This window comes from Ensifer adhaerens (assembly GCF_013283195.1).
In the GTDB taxonomy this organism is placed as follows: Bacteria; Pseudomonadota; Alphaproteobacteria; order Rhizobiales; family Rhizobiaceae; genus Ensifer; species Ensifer adhaerens_G.
This window is the reverse complement of the sequence record NZ_JABEKT010000002.1, coordinates 680,731-700,185: the sequence shown is the minus strand read 5'-3', so window position 1 is coordinate 700,185 and position 19,455 is coordinate 680,731. Positions and strand designations below refer to the sequence as shown.

14 protein-coding genes and 1 pseudogene are annotated in these 19,455 nt (G+C 59.9%); 5 read left to right on the top strand and 10 right to left on the bottom strand.

Annotated features, from left to right (window positions below; translation table 11 throughout):
* Positions 1-421: 421 nt before the first annotated feature.
* On the bottom strand, positions 422-2,725 hold the full coding sequence (locus tag LPJGGPFB_RS19665; RefSeq protein ID WP_173421613.1) for a rhodanese-like domain-containing protein: 2,304 nt from the start codon (positions 2,723-2,725) through the stop codon (positions 422-424).
* A gap of 730 nt (positions 2,726-3,455) precedes the next feature.
* On the opposite strand from LPJGGPFB_RS19665, the gene rsgA reads away from it, so the two are divergent.
* Complete coding sequence (gene rsgA / locus LPJGGPFB_RS19660) at positions 3,456-4,478, top strand: ribosome small subunit-dependent GTPase A (RefSeq protein ID WP_173421612.1); 1,023 nt, start codon at positions 3,456-3,458, stop codon at positions 4,476-4,478.
* Between the two features lie 224 nt (positions 4,479-4,702).
* On the opposite strand, the pseudogene LPJGGPFB_RS19655 reads toward rsgA, so the two are convergent.
* From LPJGGPFB_RS19655 to LPJGGPFB_RS19645, 3 genes and pseudogenes are all read right to left on the bottom strand, one after another.
* A pseudogene (locus LPJGGPFB_RS19655) lies at positions 4,703-4,903 on the bottom strand (LysR family transcriptional regulator); the annotation flags it as partial.
* A gap of 236 nt (positions 4,904-5,139) precedes the next feature.
* Complete coding sequence (locus LPJGGPFB_RS19650; RefSeq protein WP_173421611.1) at positions 5,140-6,138, bottom strand: ABC transporter permease; 999 nt, start codon at positions 6,136-6,138, stop codon at positions 5,140-5,142.
* 35 nt (positions 6,139-6,173) lie between these two features.
* On the bottom strand, positions 6,174-6,971 hold the full coding sequence (locus LPJGGPFB_RS19645) for an ATP-binding cassette domain-containing protein (protein WP_234902986.1): 798 nt from the start codon (positions 6,969-6,971) through the stop codon (positions 6,174-6,176).
* Positions 6,972-7,102: 131 nt separating this feature from the next.
* On the opposite strand from LPJGGPFB_RS19645, the gene LPJGGPFB_RS19640 reads away from it, so the two are divergent.
* The 4 genes from LPJGGPFB_RS19640 (at position 7,103) to LPJGGPFB_RS19625 (ending at position 12,869) form a co-directional block, all read left to right on the top strand.
* Positions 7,103-8,083 (top strand): NAD-dependent epimerase/dehydratase family protein, encoded by a 981-nt coding sequence (locus LPJGGPFB_RS19640; protein ID WP_173421610.1) that lies wholly within the window; start codon positions 7,103-7,105, stop codon positions 8,081-8,083.
* A 47-nt stretch (positions 8,084-8,130) separates the two neighbouring features.
* Positions 8,131-9,120, top strand: a complete 990-nt coding sequence (locus LPJGGPFB_RS19635; protein WP_173421609.1) for a sugar-binding protein — start codon at positions 8,131-8,133, stop codon at positions 9,118-9,120.
* A 285-nt stretch (positions 9,121-9,405) separates the two neighbouring features.
* On the top strand, positions 9,406-10,302 hold the full coding sequence (locus LPJGGPFB_RS19630; protein ID WP_173421608.1) for an NAD-dependent epimerase/dehydratase family protein: 897 nt from the start codon (positions 9,406-9,408) through the stop codon (positions 10,300-10,302).
* 410 nt (positions 10,303-10,712) lie between these two features.
* Entirely contained in the window at positions 10,713-12,869 is a 2,157-nt protein-coding gene (locus LPJGGPFB_RS19625; RefSeq protein WP_173421607.1) for a hypothetical protein, read from the top strand.
* A gap of 186 nt (positions 12,870-13,055) precedes the next feature.
* On the opposite strand, the gene LPJGGPFB_RS19620 is transcribed toward LPJGGPFB_RS19625, so the two are convergent.
* The 6 genes from LPJGGPFB_RS19620 to LPJGGPFB_RS19595 form a co-directional block, all read right to left on the bottom strand.
* Positions 13,056-14,015 (bottom strand): XdhC family protein, encoded by a 960-nt coding sequence (locus LPJGGPFB_RS19620; protein WP_173421606.1) that lies wholly within the window; start codon positions 14,013-14,015, stop codon positions 13,056-13,058.
* 1 nt (position 14,016) lies between these two features.
* Positions 14,017-14,598, bottom strand: a complete 582-nt coding sequence (locus LPJGGPFB_RS19615) for a UbiX family flavin prenyltransferase (RefSeq protein WP_173421605.1) — start codon at positions 14,596-14,598, stop codon at positions 14,017-14,019.
* Positions 14,599-14,602: 4 nt separating this feature from the next.
* A complete protein-coding gene (locus LPJGGPFB_RS19610; RefSeq protein WP_173421604.1) occupies positions 14,603-15,976 on the bottom strand; it encodes a UbiD family decarboxylase in 1,374 nt (457 codons plus the stop codon).
* A 61-nt stretch (positions 15,977-16,037) separates the two neighbouring features.
* The gene (locus LPJGGPFB_RS19605) at positions 16,038-16,982 is read right to left on the bottom strand and encodes an amidohydrolase family protein (protein WP_173421603.1); all 945 of its coding nucleotides are present in this window, start codon (positions 16,980-16,982) and stop codon (positions 16,038-16,040) included.
* 18 nt (positions 16,983-17,000) lie between these two features.
* Positions 17,001-17,924: an amidohydrolase family protein gene (locus LPJGGPFB_RS19600; RefSeq protein WP_077504493.1), complete on the bottom strand. Its 924-nt coding sequence runs from the start codon at positions 17,922-17,924 to the stop codon at positions 17,001-17,003.
* Between the two features lie 396 nt (positions 17,925-18,320).
* Entirely contained in the window at positions 18,321-19,454 is a 1,134-nt protein-coding gene (locus LPJGGPFB_RS19595) for a CobW family GTP-binding protein (RefSeq protein WP_427858288.1), read from the bottom strand.
* Position 19,455: the final 1 nt, after the last annotated feature.

The window sequence follows — 19,455 nt, the reverse complement described above, 5'->3', positions numbered from 1 at the left end:
GGCAGAGCCTCGATGCCGCCCATGAGGGCAATGAGCCACTCGCGATATCTTTGCGGGTTGGCTCGCTCCAACAACACAACTTCGTCTCCAGCGACAGGGCGGTCGATTCCGGCTGGCATTTTTCTTCCCGTGGTTATGGTGAGGACCAAAGCAGCCTATTTCGCTATCACTCGGAATACGGTGCGGACAAGTCTTCGTCCCGCCTAGACAACGGTTGCTCTAGTTGGTGCATAATCCAACAATCGTGCAGTACTTTTCGGCCACTGCCAATTCAACGGCTTGCACGGCGCAAATTTCAGGGTCAGTTTAGTGGCCGCTTAGGGCCGAACTCGGCCCTGGTAGGGATGCGCCAGTCGCTTTCCTGAGATCGCGGATGGCGTTTGGCAACCCAGATGGTTTCATGTGGCAATTCCTGCCCAAGCTAGTTCTTGACCTCAATCACCAGAGGATAGCCCTCGTCCTCCCACTCCGAAAATCCGCCCGCAAAAAGAAGCACGTGCGTGTAGCCCCAGGCAACCGCCTTGGCCGAGGCATAGGCGGAATAGTGGCAATGCTTGCCGTGGCAATAGAAGGCGACCTCGTCGTCCTTGCCCGCCACCTTGGCGAGGCTTTCCTTCGACAGGCCGGTGACCAGCGATAAATTGATGGCCTTGGGGATGTGGCCGTTTTCGTAGCTGAGCGGGGCTCGCACATCGATAAAGGGCACGCCGCGGGCGAGCAGCGCCTTTGCGTCTGCTACATTGACTTTCATCGTGCCGTCGACACTGGGTTCGCCGTTCGTTGTCGTTATAAACTTGAGATAGTCGTCAAGGGCGAGGTCGGTACCGGCCCCATCGGGCACACCGGCTTTCCGTAGACCGTCCTGCAGGCGCGTTATGTAAGGTCTATAGTAGGCGAACGCACTACCGTACCAATCAAATGCACTTTCCTGGATTGTGAGCGGATCGCACAGGGAAGACTCCGCCAATTTATTGTACTTGTCGACGAGAGCCTGAGCGCCCTCAGTACGTCCGAGGTGGCCGTAGCTCGATATCAATGTGGTGTAGTCCGCAAGGACGTCGGATTTTTTTGCCATCACACGTTCAAAGTTTCCGGCAGCTTCGTCGTACTTTCCCTGGGAGAAGAGGGAGATTGCGAGCATGCGCAGTGTTGCAGGCGAGAAACGGGGATCGAATCGCATCGCCTGGCGGACCTGCTGTTCAGCCTCTACCGCTTGTCCCGTCGCGTTGAGAATCCGCGCCATGCTGACATGGTTGTCGGGATCATTCGGCGCAAGCTTCATCGCCCGGCCGATGGCAGAGAACGCTTCGTCGTAGCGCCCCTGCTGCGCGAGCAGCTGCGCCGTTATCGCATAGGCAAGCGGCGTCGGCCTCTCCATTGCCTTTGCAAGATTTCGGTTCAGGTTCTGGGAAGCGTTCTCCCTGCCATACCAAGTTGAGACGGTAATCCTCCAGTTTGCCGCCGCCAGCGATGCATAGGCGCGACTATAGTTCGGATCGAGTACGATAGCCTTCTGGAAGAAAGCGGCAGCCGTGACCGTTTCCGACTCGGTGTCCCGGCGAAGGTGATCCCATCCCTGCAACAGCAGATCATAGGCTTGCGGATTGGCTGTCTCCAGCGCAACTGAGGCTTTCTGTTCCGCACTTGTCAGCTTCACGGCGAGCGTCGACACGATCTGTCCTATCACCCTGTCCTGCAGCCCAAACACGCCGCTCATTTCACCATCATAGCGCTCAGCCCAGAGGTGGTGTCCTTCGATCGCGTCGATCAACTGGGCATTGACTCGAACATGGTTTCCTTCTCGACGCACGCTGCCCTCGAGGATGTAGTGGACGCCCAATTCCTCGGCCACCTGCTGCGCCGTGGTGGGCTTGCCCTTGTAAGTGAAGGTCGAGTTGCGCGCGATCACGAAAATGCCGGACAGTTTTGAAAGTTCAGTGATCAGGTCGTCAGTCATTCCGTCGGCGAAATAGCCCTGCTCGGCATCGGAACTAAGATTGTCGAACGGCAGGACGGCGATCGACGGCTTTTCTGGCAGCGGAAAAACCGTCCGCGCGACGGACGACGTGTCGGCGCTCGTGTTCCTCTGGGCCAGCCACATTGCAGGAACGCCTATCAAGAGGAGGAGGGCTAAAGCGGCTGGAATTCCCCAATTGCGAAGGCTCCTGACGTTGAACCGCCGATGCTGCGCATCCCCCTCGAACCTCACCCGATAGACACGCACCGCCCGCTCGATATTCTTCACATGTTGCTCGCCGATGAATTCCAGTGGCAATTCGAGCTTGCCTTGCAAGTGATCGAAAGTGGTGCCGGACACGAAAAGTCCTCCCGGCTCACATATCTGCTCAAGGCGGGCCGCAACGTTGACACCGTCGCCCAGCAAATCATCGCCGTCCACGACGACATCGCCGAGATTGATACCCATGCGGAAAAGAAGGCGAAGTTCGGGTGCAACATCTACCTGGCGCGCGGTGACCTCTCTTTGTGACGCGACGGCGAATGTCACAGCATCGACGACGGAGCTAAATTCCACGATCTCGCCGTCGCCCATGAGTTTCACGATGCGCCCGTGATAATCTTCTAATAGGGGATCGAAGATTTCGGAACGCAACGCTTTCATCGCAGCCAGGGTCCCGGCCTCGTCGGCTTCGATGAGACGCGAATAGCCAACAATGTCGACGGCAAGAATTGCGACCAGCCGCCGTTCGGCGCGAACCGCTCCCATGGCCGCCTCTCCCAAAGGTATAGAAGGCCTCACTTTTGCGTTGGTTCAGGGAGGGAAACTTCCCAGCCTCATAGCCTTCGCAAGCTACTCTTGTTTCCGCGCTCGTGCCAGATTTATTGCCTGACTTGGGACCGTGCCGGAATGGCCACTTAGCGCTGAATTCCGACGACGATGTTATCTCGTCCTGGCCAGGGAAAAGCTCGAAAAGCGCTTGACGATGACACGCCGATTAGAGAAGCGCTGCCGGGACCGAACACCCTCGGCAACTCGCCCTCACCTGCCTGCTCTGACCAGTGAACGCGCAATACCGATGATGCCGTCGGGTCGTCCTTGGGCCAAGGCGACCCCCGCCAGTCCAGGATGTCGATTCCGATCCCTCGCCTTGATGGGACACGAACCGGCGTTGGCTAGTTCGTCTTTTGTGCGGGCACGTGATATTGCGATAGATTGCGAAGCATGACAGCCGGACATCATTTTCAGAGTTTGGAAACACTGGACCGAAACTGGAGAGCATTTATGGGTTGGAAAACGCCGAAATTTGAATACGTGAATGGGTATAAGATCGTCGAAGTCGATGGACCAGCCTTCAAAGTTTATGACGGTGACAGTCAGTTAGGGGACCATTTCCCCTACTCCGGCGAGGCTGCAGCTTACGCAAATTCTTTGCCAAAACGAGATCATCAGCGCAACTAGGCAATAAGCCTGCAAAAAATCAAAGGCGAAGCAAAATTTGACGAACTCCAGTCTCCACTCAGCGTTGGAATTGCTTGGTTGGTCCGGCTTTTTTGCGGATCAGGTAAAGCCGACCGAAGCAGACCTCGTACCCAGGCGCGTTGCGTCGGTTCACCGGGCACGCATTGAGGCGATGGGCACCACGGGATCGATCAGGCTAGAGCTACCTGCCAATGCCAATACGGCTGATTTCGCCGTGGGCGACTGGGTGCTTGCCGATCCCCGGTCCGACATGCTTGTCAGGCGGCTTGACCGGAAGACCGTGTTTAAGCGACGCCCGGAGGTCGGACGTGGCCAACAACTTGTTGCTGCCAACATCGACACACTGTTGATCGTGACGTCGTGCAACGCCGATTTCAATATCGAGCGGCTGGAACGTTACCTCATCATGGCTAACCAGGCGGGCAGCAAACCGGTGGTCGTGTTGACCAAGGCTGACACCGCGGAAGACGTTGGCATATTTCAGGCCAAAGCCGAGGCTTTGCAGCGCGACCTACCTGTCGTTGCCCTGAATGGGCGCTCAGCCGATGCAAGCTCCCTTTTGAGTTCCTGGTGCGGTGCTGGCCAAACGATCGCTCTGGTTGGATCGTCGGGAGTGGGAAAGTCGACGTTGGTCAACACGTTGACCAGACTTGAATCGAACGCACAGCAGAAAACCGGGACTATTCGCGAACATGACGCGCAAGGCCGTCACACCACGACCGCGCGCTCGCTACATCCTATTCCGGGCGGCGGCTGGGTCATCGATACGCCTGGAATAAGAACACTGTACGTCAGCGATATCACCGATGGGATCGACACGCTTTTTTCCGACATAAAGGAACTGGCACAGCTTTGCCGCTTTCGCGATTGTACCCATGCGCATGAACCGGGCTGCGCGGTTCAGGCAGCCGTCAAAAGCGGCACTCTGGCCGCCGACCGCGTTGAACGCTGGCGAAGCTTGGTTTCTGAAAACCGTGACAGAACACCTGTCATCAGCGGACCTCGTGGCAACAAGATCGTTCGCAAAAAGAAATATTGAAGGTCTGTTGCCTTGATTGGATCAGAACCCTCGGTGCATCTAGGGGACTGCCGAGCTCATGAACCAGTCACTTGGCAAATGAGCGTACCGGGCGTTGGCAGCGTCGCTGCCAGCGCCAGTTTGTGCGCGGCTTGACCGGGTAAAAAGGGGTTGCGCGCCAAGAGGTTCAGCATAGCACTGCCTGAAAGGCGAGAGCCGGGACCGAATACCCCCCCCGGCAGACCGTTCCGCCCGATATCGATGATGTCGTCACGGGTAGCCGTTGGATCATCCTTCGACCAGGCGACACCGAGCCCGATCCTGAAATCTACGCTCCTCACCTTGCGAAGCTCGAAGTTTCGGTTGGGCAGATCCGGCGTCCATTCCGGCGCAAAGCCGATCCCAAGGCCGGCGGAGACCAGTGACACCAGTGAGAAGGTGCCGTCGCCCAAGCGTCTGCGCGGTCAACCACCAGGTTCTCAAAAGCGACTGCGGCTGCCTGATAGCCACCTCAAGTGCGGAAGATTGCACTGCCACCCACAGCCGAACCACCTCCAGAAGACAATGCATGTGGCCTGCGTCGGGGCGCCAATTCCACCCGCCAACAAGATGAATTTGATCTCCTGGAAGGTGGCCCTAGGAAACACCGCGTACAGCGCCATGCTTACATGGGATTGGTGAGCTATTCAGACTGCCGGAAATTGCGGATGCGGTCGAAAAGGACCGCGAGGATGGTCGCGCCGCCGATGAACGTCCCCTGCCAGAATGCGTTGATGCCGAGCAGCCCGAGGCTATTGCGGATCACTTCAATGAGCGCTGCACCGACCAGTGCTCCAAGGGCCGTGCCTGTGCCGCCGGCCAGGTTGGCACCGCCGATCACCGTCGCTGCGATGACCTGCAGCTCCATGCCGGCGCCAATGTTGGTTGTCACCGCTCCGAGCCACCCGGTCTGGACGATGCCGGCGACGCCGGCCGAGAGGGCGGAAATCATATAGACACCGACCTTGATCGGTCGAACCGGAATACCGGTCGCGGTTGCCGCGTGCTCGTTGCCGCCGATGGCGTAGATATAGCGACCGAGCCTTGTCCACCGCAGAACGAAGCCAGTTAGCAGCGCCAGCACGATCATGTAGATTACCGGGTTGGCGATGCCGAACAGCCATGCCCCACCGCCAAGAGCCAGCAGCTTGTCGTGGTCGGGGCCAAACTGAAAAACGACAGTGTTGTTGGAGGCGACCATGGCCAGGCTTCGCGCAATCGAAAGCATGCCAAGTGTGACCACGAAAGGTGGAAATCCCAAATAGGCGATCAGGACACCGTTGAACGCGCCGATGAGAAGCGCCGTTGCCACCGAGGCAGCAATTCCGACCTCGATACTGTAGCCGGCATGCATGACCACCGCCAAAATCATACTGCATAGGCAAAGCACCGACCCGACAGACAAGTCTATCCCGCCTGTGATGATGACCAGCGTCATGCCAAGGGCAATGATGGCGACAAAGGTGGTGTTGCGGGTGATGTTGTAAAGGTTCTTCGACGTGGCGAAGGAATCCGTCGCGAAGGACAGGAAAACGCATGCCAGCACGACGGCGAGCAAAACCCAGAAGGTCTGGTTGGCGAGGACGGCAGCCCCCAGCGTGCGCCGTTTCTGAGCCATGGTCTGGTCGAGCATCGTTGCCATCGTCTACACGTTCCCTCGATGCAGCCTTGCAGCGCTCATCCTCTTTCGATGGCGCCGGTAATCAGTCCAGTCACTTCCTCAGGCGATGTCTGCGAGATCGGCTTGTCGGCAACCTTTCGGCCGCGACGCATGACCACCACGCGATCGGCAACGTCAAAGACGTCCGGCATGCGATGGCTGATGAGCACGACCGCAATGCCGCGGTCGCGCAGTCCTCGGATCAGATGCAGCACTTCGGCGACCTGGCGCACGGATATGGCGGCCGTCGGTTCGTCCATGAGGACGATCTTTGCCTCGGAAATCATCGTTCGCGCGATCGCGACCGCCTGCCTTTGCCCTCCGGACATCTGCCGGACGAGGTCACGGGGGCGCGTTTCGGATCGAAGCTCCCTGAAGATTTCTCCAGCGCGCCTGTACATCGCCTTATAGTCCAGCACGCGCAAAGGGCCGAAGCCGCGCCTGAGCTCGCGCCCAAGGAAGACGTTGGCTGCCGCCGATAGATTATTACAGAGCGCCAGGTCCTGGTGAACGATTTCGATGCCGTGCTGCCTAGCCTCGATCGGCCGATGCAGCACGATTTCGCTGCCGTTGAGCCGTATCGTTCCCTGGCTCGGCCGATAATTCCCGGCAATCATCTTGACCAAGGTTGATTTGCCGGCGCCGTTATCTCCCATGAGGCCGACCACCTGCCCCGCCTCCAGCGAAAGCGAAACGTCGCTAACCGCCTGAATGGCACCGAAGTGCTTGGAAATGTTAGTGATCTCAAGTGTCGCCACCAGCCGTCTCGCCTCCCGAAGCGCGCCGGCACGCCAGGGGGCGCGATCGTTCCTCAGTCTTCACCCAGCGGTCGACAGCTTATTTACGCAAATCCTCATGAAGGCGTCAATGACGTCCTCTGCGTAGAAACTGTTTTGTATGACAAATACACGTTGCCCTGTATATTAGACATCGGTGGGAGACGAGCATGCTTATCCTTGTTACCGGTGCAACGGGCAAGGTCGGGCGGAACCTCATCGCGAGGCTGCTTGACCAAGCACGTTTTTCGAGGGCGCGAATCCGTGCGCTCTGCCACAATCGGCGGCTTGATCCGTCCGAGCGAATGGACGTGGTTTGCGGAACGATTGCCGACCGCAATGTGGTCGAAGCCGCAGTGAAGGGTGTGACCCATATCGTGCACCTCGCCACCTGCAAGGAAACGCCCGACGATGTCATGGACACCACCATCAAGGGCATGTTCTGGCTGCTGGAGGCCTTCCGGATCAGCCCTGCCGCGCGCCAGTTCATCCTCATCGGGGGTGACGCGGCCGTTGGTCATTTCTTCCAGCGCCACGATGGACCCGTGACCGAGAACACCCCCCACCGCGCCTACCCCGGCTGCTACGCGCTATCGAAGGTTCTCGAGGAAGTGATGCTCGAGCAATACGCGGTTCAATATGGAACGAATGGTTGCTGCCTGCGTGCACCGTGGATCATGGAGAAGGACGACTTCAAGCACACGTTGTCGTTCGGCGACGATCTATTCGGCGGGCCTGACTGGAAGACCTTCTTTGCGCCTGAAGAAGCGCGGCGATACGCCGAAACCGGTACCGTGCCGCTCCTGCGTGACGCCGATGGTCGGCCGCTCAAACGCAATTTCGTCCATGTCGGCGACCTGGTCTCAGCGATCCTGGCGGCGATCGACAACCCGCGTGCCGAACGGCAGCTCTTCAATGTCTCCATGGATCGCCCGGTCGACTACGGCGAGGTCGCAAGCTACCTCGCACGCACGCGCGGCCTCGCTTCAGTCGACGTTCCCAGCGCATTCCACTCGAACTGGATGGATAACAGCAAGGCCAAGTACCTCTTGGATTGGCGCCCTGACTACGATCTCGAAAAGCTTATCGACTCGGCCTGGCAATACGAGCGTCAGCCGAACGATCCTCGTGTCGTCTGGTATCCGGGTTGATTTGTGCCGCGGACAGATGCTGTCCGCTTGTTCAATGGGAGGAAAGAATGAGGAAAACTGTATTGTTGGCCGCCGTCGCCGTCCTGGCACTCTGCGCCGGTCAGGCATTGGCCAAGAAGCAACTCGTCATCGTCGTGAAGGGCCTCGACAACCCCTTCTTCGAAGCGATCAATCAGGGTTGCCAGAAATGGAACAAGGAAAATCCGGATTCCGAATATGAGTGCTTCTACACCGGACCGGCCTCGACGTCGGATGAGGCAGGCGAAGCGCAGATCGTTCAGGACATGCTCGGCAAGGCCGACACGGCCGCAATCGCCATTTCGCCCTCGAATGCCAAACTGATCGCTCAGACGCTGAAGACAGCCAACCCGACCATTCCGGTCATGACGCTCGACGCCGACCTCGCCAAGGAGGACTCTGCTCTGCGCAAGACTTATCTCGGAACCGACAACTACCTGATGGGCGCGCGGATCGGTGAATACATCAAGAAGGCCAAGCCGAGTGGCGGCAAGATCTGCACGATCGAAGGCAATCCGGGAGCGGACAATATCTTGCGCCGGGCCCAGGGCATGCGCGACACGCTAACCGGCAAGGAGGGGCTGACGGAACTGAAGGGCGAAGGTGGCTGGACGGAAGTCGCAGGCTGCCCGGTCTTTACCAATGACGACGGGGCTAAGGGCGTCCAGGCGATGACCGACATTCTTGCAGCCAACCCGGACCTCGACGCCTTCGGCATCATGGGCGGTTGGCCGCTGTTCGGCGCACCGCAGCCCTACCGCGATCTCTTCAAGCCGATAGCGGAAAAGATTGCCAAGAACGAATTCGTCATCGGCGCCGCAGACACGATCGGTGACGAGGTGGCCATCGCGAGGGAAGGACTGGTGACAGCTCTCGTCGGGCAGCGCCCGTTCGAAATGGGGTACAAGGCGCCGTCCGTGATGATGGACCTGATCGCCGGCAAGCCGGTAGAAGATCCGGTGTTCACCGGACTTGATGAATGCACCAAGGACACGGTCGATACGTGCATCCAAAAGTGACGGTCTCGTCCGGGGCCTCGTCGTGGGTGCCCGGATGAAACCCCTCGCAGTCTGCCGCGCCCGCGTCGCGCCTTCAAGGCGCGGACGCGGGCCGTATCAAGGTCTTCCCTGTTGACGCGAGCGAGACGTATCGACAGCATCGCAGAGTATTGATCGACAGCCGCAATTCATACTTCGCGGCTTTGTCGGCGGGTTCGCAATGCCGATCATTTGAGCCATCGGCTCAATGGTTCCTGAGCGCATTGGCGAGAGAGAACACATGTATATCACAGTGTGGGGAGCAGAATGACAAAGAGGATCATCTTCACCGGCGGCAGCGGCAAGGCCGGCCGCCATGTGGTTGAATACCTGGTCGAAAGAGGGCACCAGGTGCTCAACCTCGATACCCGGCCACTCGAAAATCCCAAGGTCAGGACACTCATCACCGATATCACCGATAGCGGCCAAGTCTTCAACGCCTTGTCGAGCTACACCGGGCTGCACGAGTTCGACCCGTCCTTGAGACCGCAGCCCATCGACGCCGTCGTGCACTTTGCCGCCATTCCACGCATCATGATCGCTCCCGATAACGAGCTTTTCCGCGTCAATGCGCTCGGCACCTACAACGTCATCGAAGCGGCGGTGAAACTCGGTATTCGCAAGGTTGTCATCGCATCCAGCGAAACGACCTACGGCCTCGTCTTCGCCAACGAACCCCGCAACCCGGCCTACTTCCCACTCGACGAGGAGTACGACGTTGACCCTATGGACAGTTATGCCCTGTCGAAAGTCGTCAACGAACAGACGGCACGCGCGTTTGCGGCGCGCAGCGGCATCGACATCTACGCCTTGCGCATCGGCAACGTCATCGAACCGCATGAGTACGCGTTGTTTCCCGGATGGTTTGCAGATCCGGGTTTCCGCAAGCGTATCGCCTGGAGCTACATCGATGCGCGCGACCTTGGCCAGATCACGCTTCGCGCCGTGGAAAAGGACGGGCTCGGGTTCCAGATTTTCAATGCTGCCAACGACGACACCTCCTCCGATCTGCCGACCCGCGAACTGATCGACCGGTTCTATTCCGGCACACCGCTCAAGCGGGAACTCGGCGAATTCGAGACGCTTCTGTCGAACCGGAAGGTCCGGGAGGTGCTGGGTTTTCGCGGCGAGCATGGCTGGAGAAAATACGTCTCCGCCGGCTGAAGCCGCGCGCGAATAGAGACGGCGTGATTGGCAAGCTGACGCTTGGCAGCCCTCGGGATCGCGGGGGTGTAATGGCTTTTCGGAAGGCTCAGACTTCGAACGGTTAGCCGCAACTTCGCATCAACTGGGCAGACGCGACGTCGCCTTGAATGATCGAAACGCACTCAGCGCCCTGATTGCGCGACCGTCGACGATTGACGCCAGATCCAGAATGACCGCGGTGGCTATCGTCATGGGAACGACGAGCGACTGCTATTCACCCGGACTAACCCGCGACACACGGTCTGATGGTCCGGCGCAGGAACGATGTGCTTCAACGCTCGCAAAACTTGCATAAAGCGAAACCGCTCATTAGTCACACGGCACGCAAGGAATCGTTGTGAGTCTTGTTTGGTGAAGGAACAAAAATCGTGCCGCAAGCAGAAATTGGAACCGGTCGTGGCGGGCGCAAGGCGTTATGGGCCTCGGTAGCGATCATCGCGCTCGCAGTGGCGGGCGCAACCGCCGGCAAGTTCATGATCGCAAGGGAGGCCGATCGATTTCTTGTCGAGCGCGGTGGCAAGGCAGGTTCGGTTGAAGCCGACTTTTTCGGGCGCATTCATATGCGTGACGTCACGCTTCCTTTCGCCAGCGGCGGCGGTGTGCGCGTCGCTGCGATTGACGGGCGACCCACGATTTCCTTCCTGAAGGGCGGGTTTGAGCTGCAGGGGCTCGAGCTCGAACTGGCGATGGGCAAACTGTCCGTGCCACAGGTGAGCATCGAAGAACCCGATTTCGCCACCGTGGCAAATGCAAAGAGCGGCGATCAAGCGAAGGTGCCGCTGCTGAAACGCATTGAGGGCTTTGCGGCAAAGCGTGTGCTGGCGCCGGAAGTTACGATCAGCCAGGTTGTCGCCGGCTCTGAGCAGAAGACCGTCTACAAGGATGTTGCCTTGGAGGATATCGGCGGCGGCCGCGTGGCACGCTATTCTGCAAGCGGGGCGAGCTTCGGTTTGAAGCTGGACATCCCGCACGGAGAAGGCGAGCCGACACGGGAGGAAATGAACGGTTCCATGGGCGCCATGAGCGGCAAGGATTTCGACGCCGCCTATCTCTCCCGGATATACGGGGACAAGGCAGGGCCTGACGACAAAGACCCCAAACCACTTTACGGCCCCGTCTCGGTCAAGAATATCGTGCTATCGCATGGCACGTCGAATTTCAGCTACGACGAGCTACGCAGCAGTGGCTTGAGCATCCGCATGCCGGCCGAACCGCTCCTTGAAACGCTTCAGAAGCTGCAAGTGGCCGATCCCGACGCGCTGCCGCCTGCTGAGCGTCAGGCGTTTTTCAAGCGCGCCCTTTCGCTTGCCGACATCATCGGCAAGGGCGACATCGAGATGCTCGGTCTCAAGACACAGATCTCGGAAAAGGATGACGACGGCGGAAGCAGGACAATCAAGCTGGACGTCGACAAGATGGCGTTTCATCTCGAGGGTCGCACCTTCGATGGCGCGATGCATGGCGTTTCCATCGGCGAAGGTGCCGATTACGCCAGGTTCTCGGAAGCGAGCATCACGGGCTTCTCGTGGCACCCGACCATGGAAGCACTGACGAAGCTGGCGGCGTTGAACGAAGAGCAGATCGACAGCTTCCCACTCACCACGCTCATGCCGGAATTCGGCACGATCCGGTTGAAGGGTCTGGACATCGATATGCCGGGGGAAGCGGCAAGCACGTCTGCCACCGAAACTGTCACGGAAGAAGACAGCTCAACCGACAGCGCCACAGCGCCGCCTGAAACCACCGACGCATCCCCCGAGGCGGATCCGTCCAACGAAGCCGCCAACCCGAACGCGGAGTTGAACGAGAAACCGGTGGACCAGGCTGCCATACCTTCCGTCCCCGAGCGCATCCGGTTTACGCTGGACAGCTATGAAGTGGCATTGACCAAGCCGCGCAACGGCATCCCGACCGACGTTCGCATTGCCTATCAGGACCTCAGCGTGCCGCTCCCTTCGGACGCCGTGGACGAAGGCTCCAAGACGCTGCGCCAGCTTGGCTTCGACAAACTGGTCTTTTCTTCCAACGTCGAACTGGCCTGGGACGAGCCGAATGAGAACCTCGTCATCAAGGATATTTCCTTGAGCGGCAAAGACATGGGCAGCTTTTCCTTCTCTGGGATCATGGGCGGTGTCACCACGGACTTCTTCTCCGGCGACATGACCGCCGCTCAGATGGCACTCTTCGGCCTCACGGCCCGGGAGGCGAAGGTCAAGATCGAGGACAAGGGGATCATGGCGAAGGGCATCAAGCTCTATGCCAATGAGAACGGCCTGACCGAAGACAGCGTGCGCGGCATCCTTGTGATGATGACGACCGCTGGACTGCAGCAGTTTGCGTCCACGCAACCAAAACTGCAGGAGGCAGCCACGGCGCTTTCTCAGTTCATCACCAAGCCGGGAACCTTCACCCTGACGGTCAAAGCCAAGGACGCTGCCGGCATCAGTGCGCTCGACCTCGTCGGAGCCGCAGAGGATCCCGCGCTTCTTCTCGGCAAGATCGATCTCGGCGCCAACGCGCAATAGAGCAACGCCGGGCTTCGAACGGAGCCCGGCTTGCCTCTGTCTGCTTGTTGACCTGAAATGATGTCGCATGTGATAGCCCGCTTTTCGCAACGAGAGGCGGGCGTGGTTCGGATCGGTGCAGATCGGAACCGGTGATGTGCAATGGCGGCTGAGCGCAAATGAGGTCCGAAGCTTTCGAGACGGCTCTCAGCGGTGAGAATTTCGATTGAACGCTGTTTCCAGCCGCTTCCGTGCATGCGCGATATCTGCAACGACGGAGATGGCGAGAGCACGTGCATCCCTTGCCTTGTCAAATATGCCTATCGGCGCCTTGATGCGGGCAAGCACGCTCTCCGCTTGCCCGCACGCAAGTAGGGCCCCGCAACGCTTGGCATGCGTGCGACGACTGCCAAGGGCGCCGACGTAGAAGGCGTCTGACGCGAGCGCCGCGGTAAGCACCGGTAACTCACGGTCAACATCGTGAAATAAGAGAGCGACGGCCGTGTCCGCGTCGAGGTCGCCTGGTGACGGCACCTGGCCACCCTCAAGCGCTACGGTCTCGTAGCCGGCCGCGACGGCAACGCGGGCAACCGCTCCGACCTCCAACGGCGTGCCGGCAACGACGATCCGCGGCTTCGCCCTATAGGCCCGCACGAACCACTCTCCATCCCAACCGCTTGCTGCTTCGCCCTTGCGCAGATGGAGGGCGCGCTTACCCGGATGATAAAGCAGCCCCACCGGCATGCGGCGATCAAGGGCGGCCAGTGCCTGGCGCAAGACTGCGGCGTCCGCCAAGACATGGATCGCAAGCGTAATGCCCCCGCCGCAGGGCAGAACGATATCAAAAAAGGGCGACCCTTCACCAAGAAGAAGGTGACGATCCATGCCCTTCGCAAGGGCGATCATCGCTTCGGCGGCGACGGCAGCCTCCGTACAGCCACCCGAAACGAACCCGCAATAAAGACCGTCGTCCCGCACCACCATTTGCGCGCCGAGACGGCGCGCCGCACCACCGCGGATTTCGACGAGCGTGATGAGGGCGGCGGCGCGCCCCTCTTCGAGAGATTGAACGGCGAAGGCAAGGATATCAATCGCATCATCCGAGATGAAGGCGACGCGGGGTTCTGGCGCAAGCGCCTCCGGATCGGCGGCGATGCGGGCAGTCATGTCATTCCACTCCCTGCGTTCCGGGCCAGCGGCGCACGATGCCCGGGTCAAGGTCGAAGAGATCGAGCACCCGACCGACAGTGTGATCGACCATGTCTTCGATACTCTGGGGCTTCGCGTAGAAAGCGGGCACGGGTGGATAGATGATGCCGCCCATTTCCGTCACCTGTGCCATGTTGCGGATATGGCCGAGATGTAGCGGCGTCTCTCGCAGCATCAGCACGAGGCGACGCCGCTCCTTCAGCACCACGTCGGCCGCGCGAGAAATGAGGTTATCCGTCGTGCCCGTGGCGATCTCGGCAAGCGTCTTGACCGAGCAGGGCGCGACGATCATGCCAAGGGTCCTGTAGGAGCCGGAGGAACAGACCGCGCCGATATCCTTGTTGGAATGGGTCGTCGTCGCCAGGGCTTCGAGGTCCTGTCTGGTAAAGACCGCCTCGGCCGCAAGCGTAATGCAGGCGGCGCGCGACATGATCAGGTGCGTCTCGATTTCGAGATCACGCAGCAGTTCGAGGATGCGCTTGCCGTAGACCACGCCGGAGGCGCCCGAAATGCCGACGATCATGCGTCGTGGATGCGCCATCGCTCTATCTCGCGCTTTTCAGGAGTGCTGCGGCGCGCGCGCAGGCGTCATCACTGATGCGGGCGCGCACGCCGTGGAAATTCGGGCCGCGCGTCGCATCGAGCCCCATCCGCGAAGTCGTCCCGATGCCGCTGGCCGAAGGATCGAGAGCGTTGCCCGGCAGGCCCTCGATGATGACGACGTCCTTGTGCGGCTGGAAATGGGTGGCGAGCGCCCAAAGCACCTCACTGTCGCGGGTGATATCGACGTCCGCGTCCACCACGACGACGGTTTTCAGATACTGGTCCCAGCCGAGAAGCCCGAGCATAACCTGCCGCGCCTCTCCCTCGCGCGTCTGGTTCATGGCGATATAGGCGTGGAAATGCGTGCCCGATGAGGGGTAGTGCACCGCGGTAATCGAGGGGAAGCGGGCCTTCAGCTTCTCCACCACCTCCGCCTCGCGCGGCACACGGCCAAGGTTCAGGTGTTCGGCGGAATTGCCGCCCGCTACGCTGACAAGCATGGCATCGCGCCGACGCATGATCGTTTCGACGGTGAAGAGGTTGTTGGTCGAGCGGTCAGAGGAATAGCCGGTGAACTCGCCGAACGGCCCCTCCTCCACATGCGCCTCAGGATCCAGCACGCCTTCGAGCACGATCTCGGCATGGGCGGGAACGCGGATTCCGTATTTCGGCGTGCGCACGACCTGAAGCGGTTCACCCAGCAGGCCGCCGGCGACATCGCGTTCGTCTTCGCCGAAGGCAAGGCGGGCGGAGGCGGCGATCATGAAGAGCGGATGGCCGCCGATGACCATGGCTACCGGCATCGGCTTGCCCTTTTCCTTGGCCATGTTCATCAGCCGCCAGAGATGGCCGCGCGAATGCAGGGACGTCGCAAGCGAGTTCTTCGAATGGATCATCGCGCGGTGGTAGCTGAGATTGCCGGCGCCGGTTTCCGGATGCTCGCCGATGATAATACCGCTGGTGATGTATTTCGCTCGATCCGTGTCGAAGTGCTTGAGCATCGGCAGCGCATTGAGGTCGACGGCATCGCCGGAGATGATCTCCTGCGTAATCGGGCCCTCTTCCAGGACCTGAGGCGTAAACGGCCGATTGGCGCGCGCCTGGTAGGCCTCGTGCAGCCTGTCGGCGGTCGAGCCGAGAAGGCGCCCGATGCGGTCGCGCGAGGCGAAGATGTTGCAAAGGACCTCGCTGCCGATGCCGCTGACGCTTTTGAGGTAGAGCATGGGGTGCTGGCCCCTATCGGCCAGGTTCCAGATCAGCGCCGTCGCATCCTGGTCGTCCAGGACTGGCTGGTCGATGGTGATCACGTCCTCGGGGTGTTCTGCCCGGTAGTCGGCCAGGAAGCGACGAACGTCTTGCTTGTGGTACTCGGTCATAATCTCGGCCTCGGCGCAGCGGTTGGGTGACGGCGCCCCCGGAAGGGCGCCGCCGACTTGTTCAGGCAAATTCCCTGTGCTTGCCCGTGGCGCGGTCGACGCCGGCGTACGAGTCCTTCAGGCGCGCCTGAGCGTCCCTCAGGTCACGGGGCGGCGGCGACGGATCGATGCCGACGAGCTTGGCGATGTTGTTGCCGAGGTAACCTTCCAGATCGTCCTCGGAGAGGTTGATCCCGTGCGGCGGATCCTTGCAGAGCACTTCCAGTTCGCGCAGCCACATACCCGGATCGTTCGGCGGGCTGTCCGTGCCGAAAACGATCTTGTTCTTCGGCAGCTGCTGGGCGAATTCGACGATGCGCGACTGGAAGCACCAGCCGGATTCGCAGTAGACGTTCGGGGTATCCATCGCCATCCAGAAGGATTCGAACGAGTAGTTGCCGCCCGTCTGGATGCCGAAGTGACCGATGATGAAGTTGACCATCGGAAACTCGCGGATGATCGGGTAGAACATCGTCGGGATGGTGTACGGGCCGTCGCCGGTGTGGATGAGGACCACCACCCCAAGTTCGGCGCATTTCTTCATCGCCGGACGCAACCAGTCGAGCGCCCGGTCAGGACGGTAGCCGTGCATGTTGGCGTGCAGCTTCAACATCTTGAAGCCGTATTCCTTGACGTGGAATTCCAGCTCCGCCGCGCCGTTTTCAGGTCCCCAGCGCGGGTTGTAGTTGAAGTTGCCGATAAAACGGTCCGGGTACTTCTGGCAAAGCTCGGCGCAATAGGCCATGTAGTCGCGAATGCCCTCGCGACCCTTGCGATTGCCGTCGCGGTAGCCGGTATTTCCCGGCGGCGGCTGGATGAAGCCCATGTCGATCCGGCGCGGCTTGCCGTTGATCATGTAGGGGCCATCCATCAGCTTGAGCATGCGCTCGCCCGTGAAGGGCTCGCCTGTGTGGCGCCACGCCTCGTCAACGAGGTTGGTCGGGTGAAGGTGGGTATCGATGATCATTGTTCACTCCGTTCAAATTTACGCGGCAAGTGCTACGCCGTGCTGGCGCAGATACGCCTCGGCTTCCTCGACGGTGGCCGGCGGCTTCGTCGCTTCCAGGCCGATCATCCGGGCGACGTTGTTGCCGAGGTAATCTTCGAGCGTATCCTCATCGAGGTTGAGGCCCTGCGGCGGCTCGTGGCAAAGGACCTCCAGAAGGTTGATCCACATGCCCGGCTCGTTCGGCGGTGTGTCGGAGCCGAAGAGGATCTTGTGCTTGGGGAGCACCTTGGCGAACTCGACGATGCGCGACTGAAGGCACCAACCGGATTCCACGTAGACACTCGGCGTGTCGAGCGCCATCTGCATAGGCTCGAACACGTAGACGCCGCCGGTCTGAACGCCGAAATGCGCCAGGATGAAGTTGACTTCCGGAAACTCGCGGATGATCGGATAGAACTCCGTCGGGATCGAGTACGGACCGTCACCGGTATGCACCTTCACCATCAGCCCGAGATCCGCGCACTTTTTCAGTGCCGGGCGAAGCCAGTCGAGCGCGCGGTCCGGGCGGTAGGCGTGCATGTTCGCCTGCAGCTGCACCATCTTGAAATCAAACTCCTTCGCATAGCGTTCGATTTCTTCGGCACCGTTCGTGGTGCCGTAGCGCGGGTTGTAGACGAAGCAGCCAAGGAACCGGTCTGGATGCTCGGTGACCATCTTTTCCGTGTAGGCCATGTACTGCCGGATGGCGGCCTTGCCCTCCAGATCCATGACCTCGTGGGTGTAGATGGTGTTGCCCTGCGGCGGCTGGATAAAGGCCTTGTCGATCCGGCGCGGCTTACCGTTCACATAGTACGGGCCATCCATCATCTTGAGCAGTTTGTCGCCGGTGAACGGCGGTCCGTCGTGTCGCCAAGCCAGGTCCACCAGATCGGTGGGATAGCAGCTCAGGTCAATAATCATAGGTTTCTCCTGTCGTAGAGGGTCCGGTCGATGCGGGGCCGCGCGATGAACGCCATGCCGGCCGAAGCCGGGCGTGGATCCGCGATCTCAGGAAATGCCGAAGACGGAGGGAACGGGCCGGCGCATAAGCTCCCAGGGCGGGGCAACCGGGCATTCCTCTATTCGTCAGCATCGACATCGCAGCCTCATCTTCCAACAGACGGTGAGCAATTGTCGGTGCTTCTACTCGCCTTCAAAGGAACCACTCCGCGTGGTTTCTGTCAACACAAAAATAGATCTAAGTCATTATTTTTAAATATCTTTTTAGAAAAACAGCAGCAACCGCCCGCGCTGGAGGTGCGCGGGCGGCTCAGACAGAAAGGCTTACGCAAGCGCCGTCCGGCGGGAGACTCGCTGCTAGGGCACCAGGCATGCACGCAAGTTTCTGTCGATGCTGACACGGTCGAGATTGCGGCCGATAAACACGAATTTCGACTTCCGCCTGTCTTCGCCCCAGGCGTGGTCCGGGCGGAAATCGACAAGCTTGTGCACGGCCTGGAGCACAAAGAAACGGTCGTCGCCGGCAACGGAAACGATGCCCTTGGTGCGAAAAATGTCGCCACCGTGCTCGCCGAGATAGTCCTTCAGGAACCCTGCGAGCTTCTCGCCATCGAAGGCTTCGGAATAAACGAAGGAGTGGGAGTTCACCGTCGCGTCATGCAGGTGTGGCCGCAGGGCGGCTACATGCGGACGTCCATGGTCATGGCCGTGATGGTGGTGCCCATGATCGTGATCGGGGTGGTCGCAACAGGGTTCGGAGCAATCATGATGATGATGGTGGTCAGCACCGTGATCGTCATCCATGTCGATGTCGAGGATTTCCGCCCGCTCTCGCACATAGGACGGCCTGAAACCTTTGACCCCGAGGATATTGGAGAGGTCCACCTTGCCGTAGCTGGAGCGCAGGATGGGTGCCGTCTGGTTGAGCCGACGCAGCGACCCTTCCAGCGAATCGAGCGCATCCTCCTCGGCAAGGTCTATCTTGTTGACCAGAATGCGGTCCGCCGCGACGATCTGGTTGACCGCCTGATTGTCGCTGCCGTCGAGCACCGGATCGTATAGGTGCTGGTCGATATGCATTGCATCCACCAGTGTCACGACGGCGTCGAGCTCCACCTCGTCGGCCACACTGCGGTCTACGAAGAAGGCGGTGGCAACCGGCGTGGGATCGGCAAGACCTGAGGTCTCGACGATGATGTGGTCGAACTTGTCCTTGTGGCTCAGGAGCTTCTTCATCACGTCGATCAGATCATTGCGCACGTCGACGAAGCAGCAGATGCAGCCGTTCTGCATCTGGAAGATTTCCTCGTCGGAAGCGAGGACCAGATCGCTGTCCACGTCGACCTCGCCGTATTCGTTCTCGATCACCGCGATGCGATGGCCATGACGCTCGGTAAGGATGTAGTTGAGCAGCGTCGTCTTTCCCGACCCTAGGAACCCGGTAAGGATCGTGATCGGGAGTTTCTGCTGGCTCGCAGGCTCGATATGCATG

Coding starts and splice junctions, on each gene's coding strand:
- LPJGGPFB_RS19650 (WP_173421611.1), bottom strand. CDS start 6,138: ATGGCAACGATGCTCGACCAGACCATGGCTCAGAAACGGCGCACGCTG.
- LPJGGPFB_RS19665 (WP_173421613.1), bottom strand. CDS start 2,725: ATGGGAGCGGTTCGCGCCGAACGGCGGCTGGTCGCAATTCTTGCCGTC.
- LPJGGPFB_RS19610 (WP_173421604.1), bottom strand. CDS start 15,976: ATGACCGAGTACCACAAGCAAGACGTTCGTCGCTTCCTGGCCGACTAC.
- LPJGGPFB_RS19600 (WP_077504493.1), bottom strand. CDS start 17,924: ATGATTATTGACCTGAGCTGCTATCCCACCGATCTGGTGGACCTGGCT.
- LPJGGPFB_RS19635 (WP_173421609.1), top strand. CDS start 8,131: ATGAGGAAAACTGTATTGTTGGCCGCCGTCGCCGTCCTGGCACTCTGC.
- LPJGGPFB_RS19620 (WP_173421606.1), bottom strand. CDS start 14,015: ATGACTGCCCGCATCGCCGCCGATCCGGAGGCGCTTGCGCCAGAACCC.
- LPJGGPFB_RS19640 (WP_173421610.1), top strand. CDS start 7,103: ATGCTTATCCTTGTTACCGGTGCAACGGGCAAGGTCGGGCGGAACCTC.
- LPJGGPFB_RS19615 (WP_173421605.1), bottom strand. CDS start 14,598: ATGGCGCATCCACGACGCATGATCGTCGGCATTTCGGGCGCCTCCGGC.
- LPJGGPFB_RS19605 (WP_173421603.1), bottom strand. CDS start 16,982: ATGATCATCGATACCCACCTTCACCCGACCAACCTCGTTGACGAGGCG.
- LPJGGPFB_RS19595 (WP_427858288.1), bottom strand. CDS start 19,454: ATGCATATCGAGCCTGCGAGCCAGCAGAAACTCCCGATCACGATCCTT.
- LPJGGPFB_RS19630 (WP_173421608.1), top strand. CDS start 9,406: ATGACAAAGAGGATCATCTTCACCGGCGGCAGCGGCAAGGCCGGCCGC.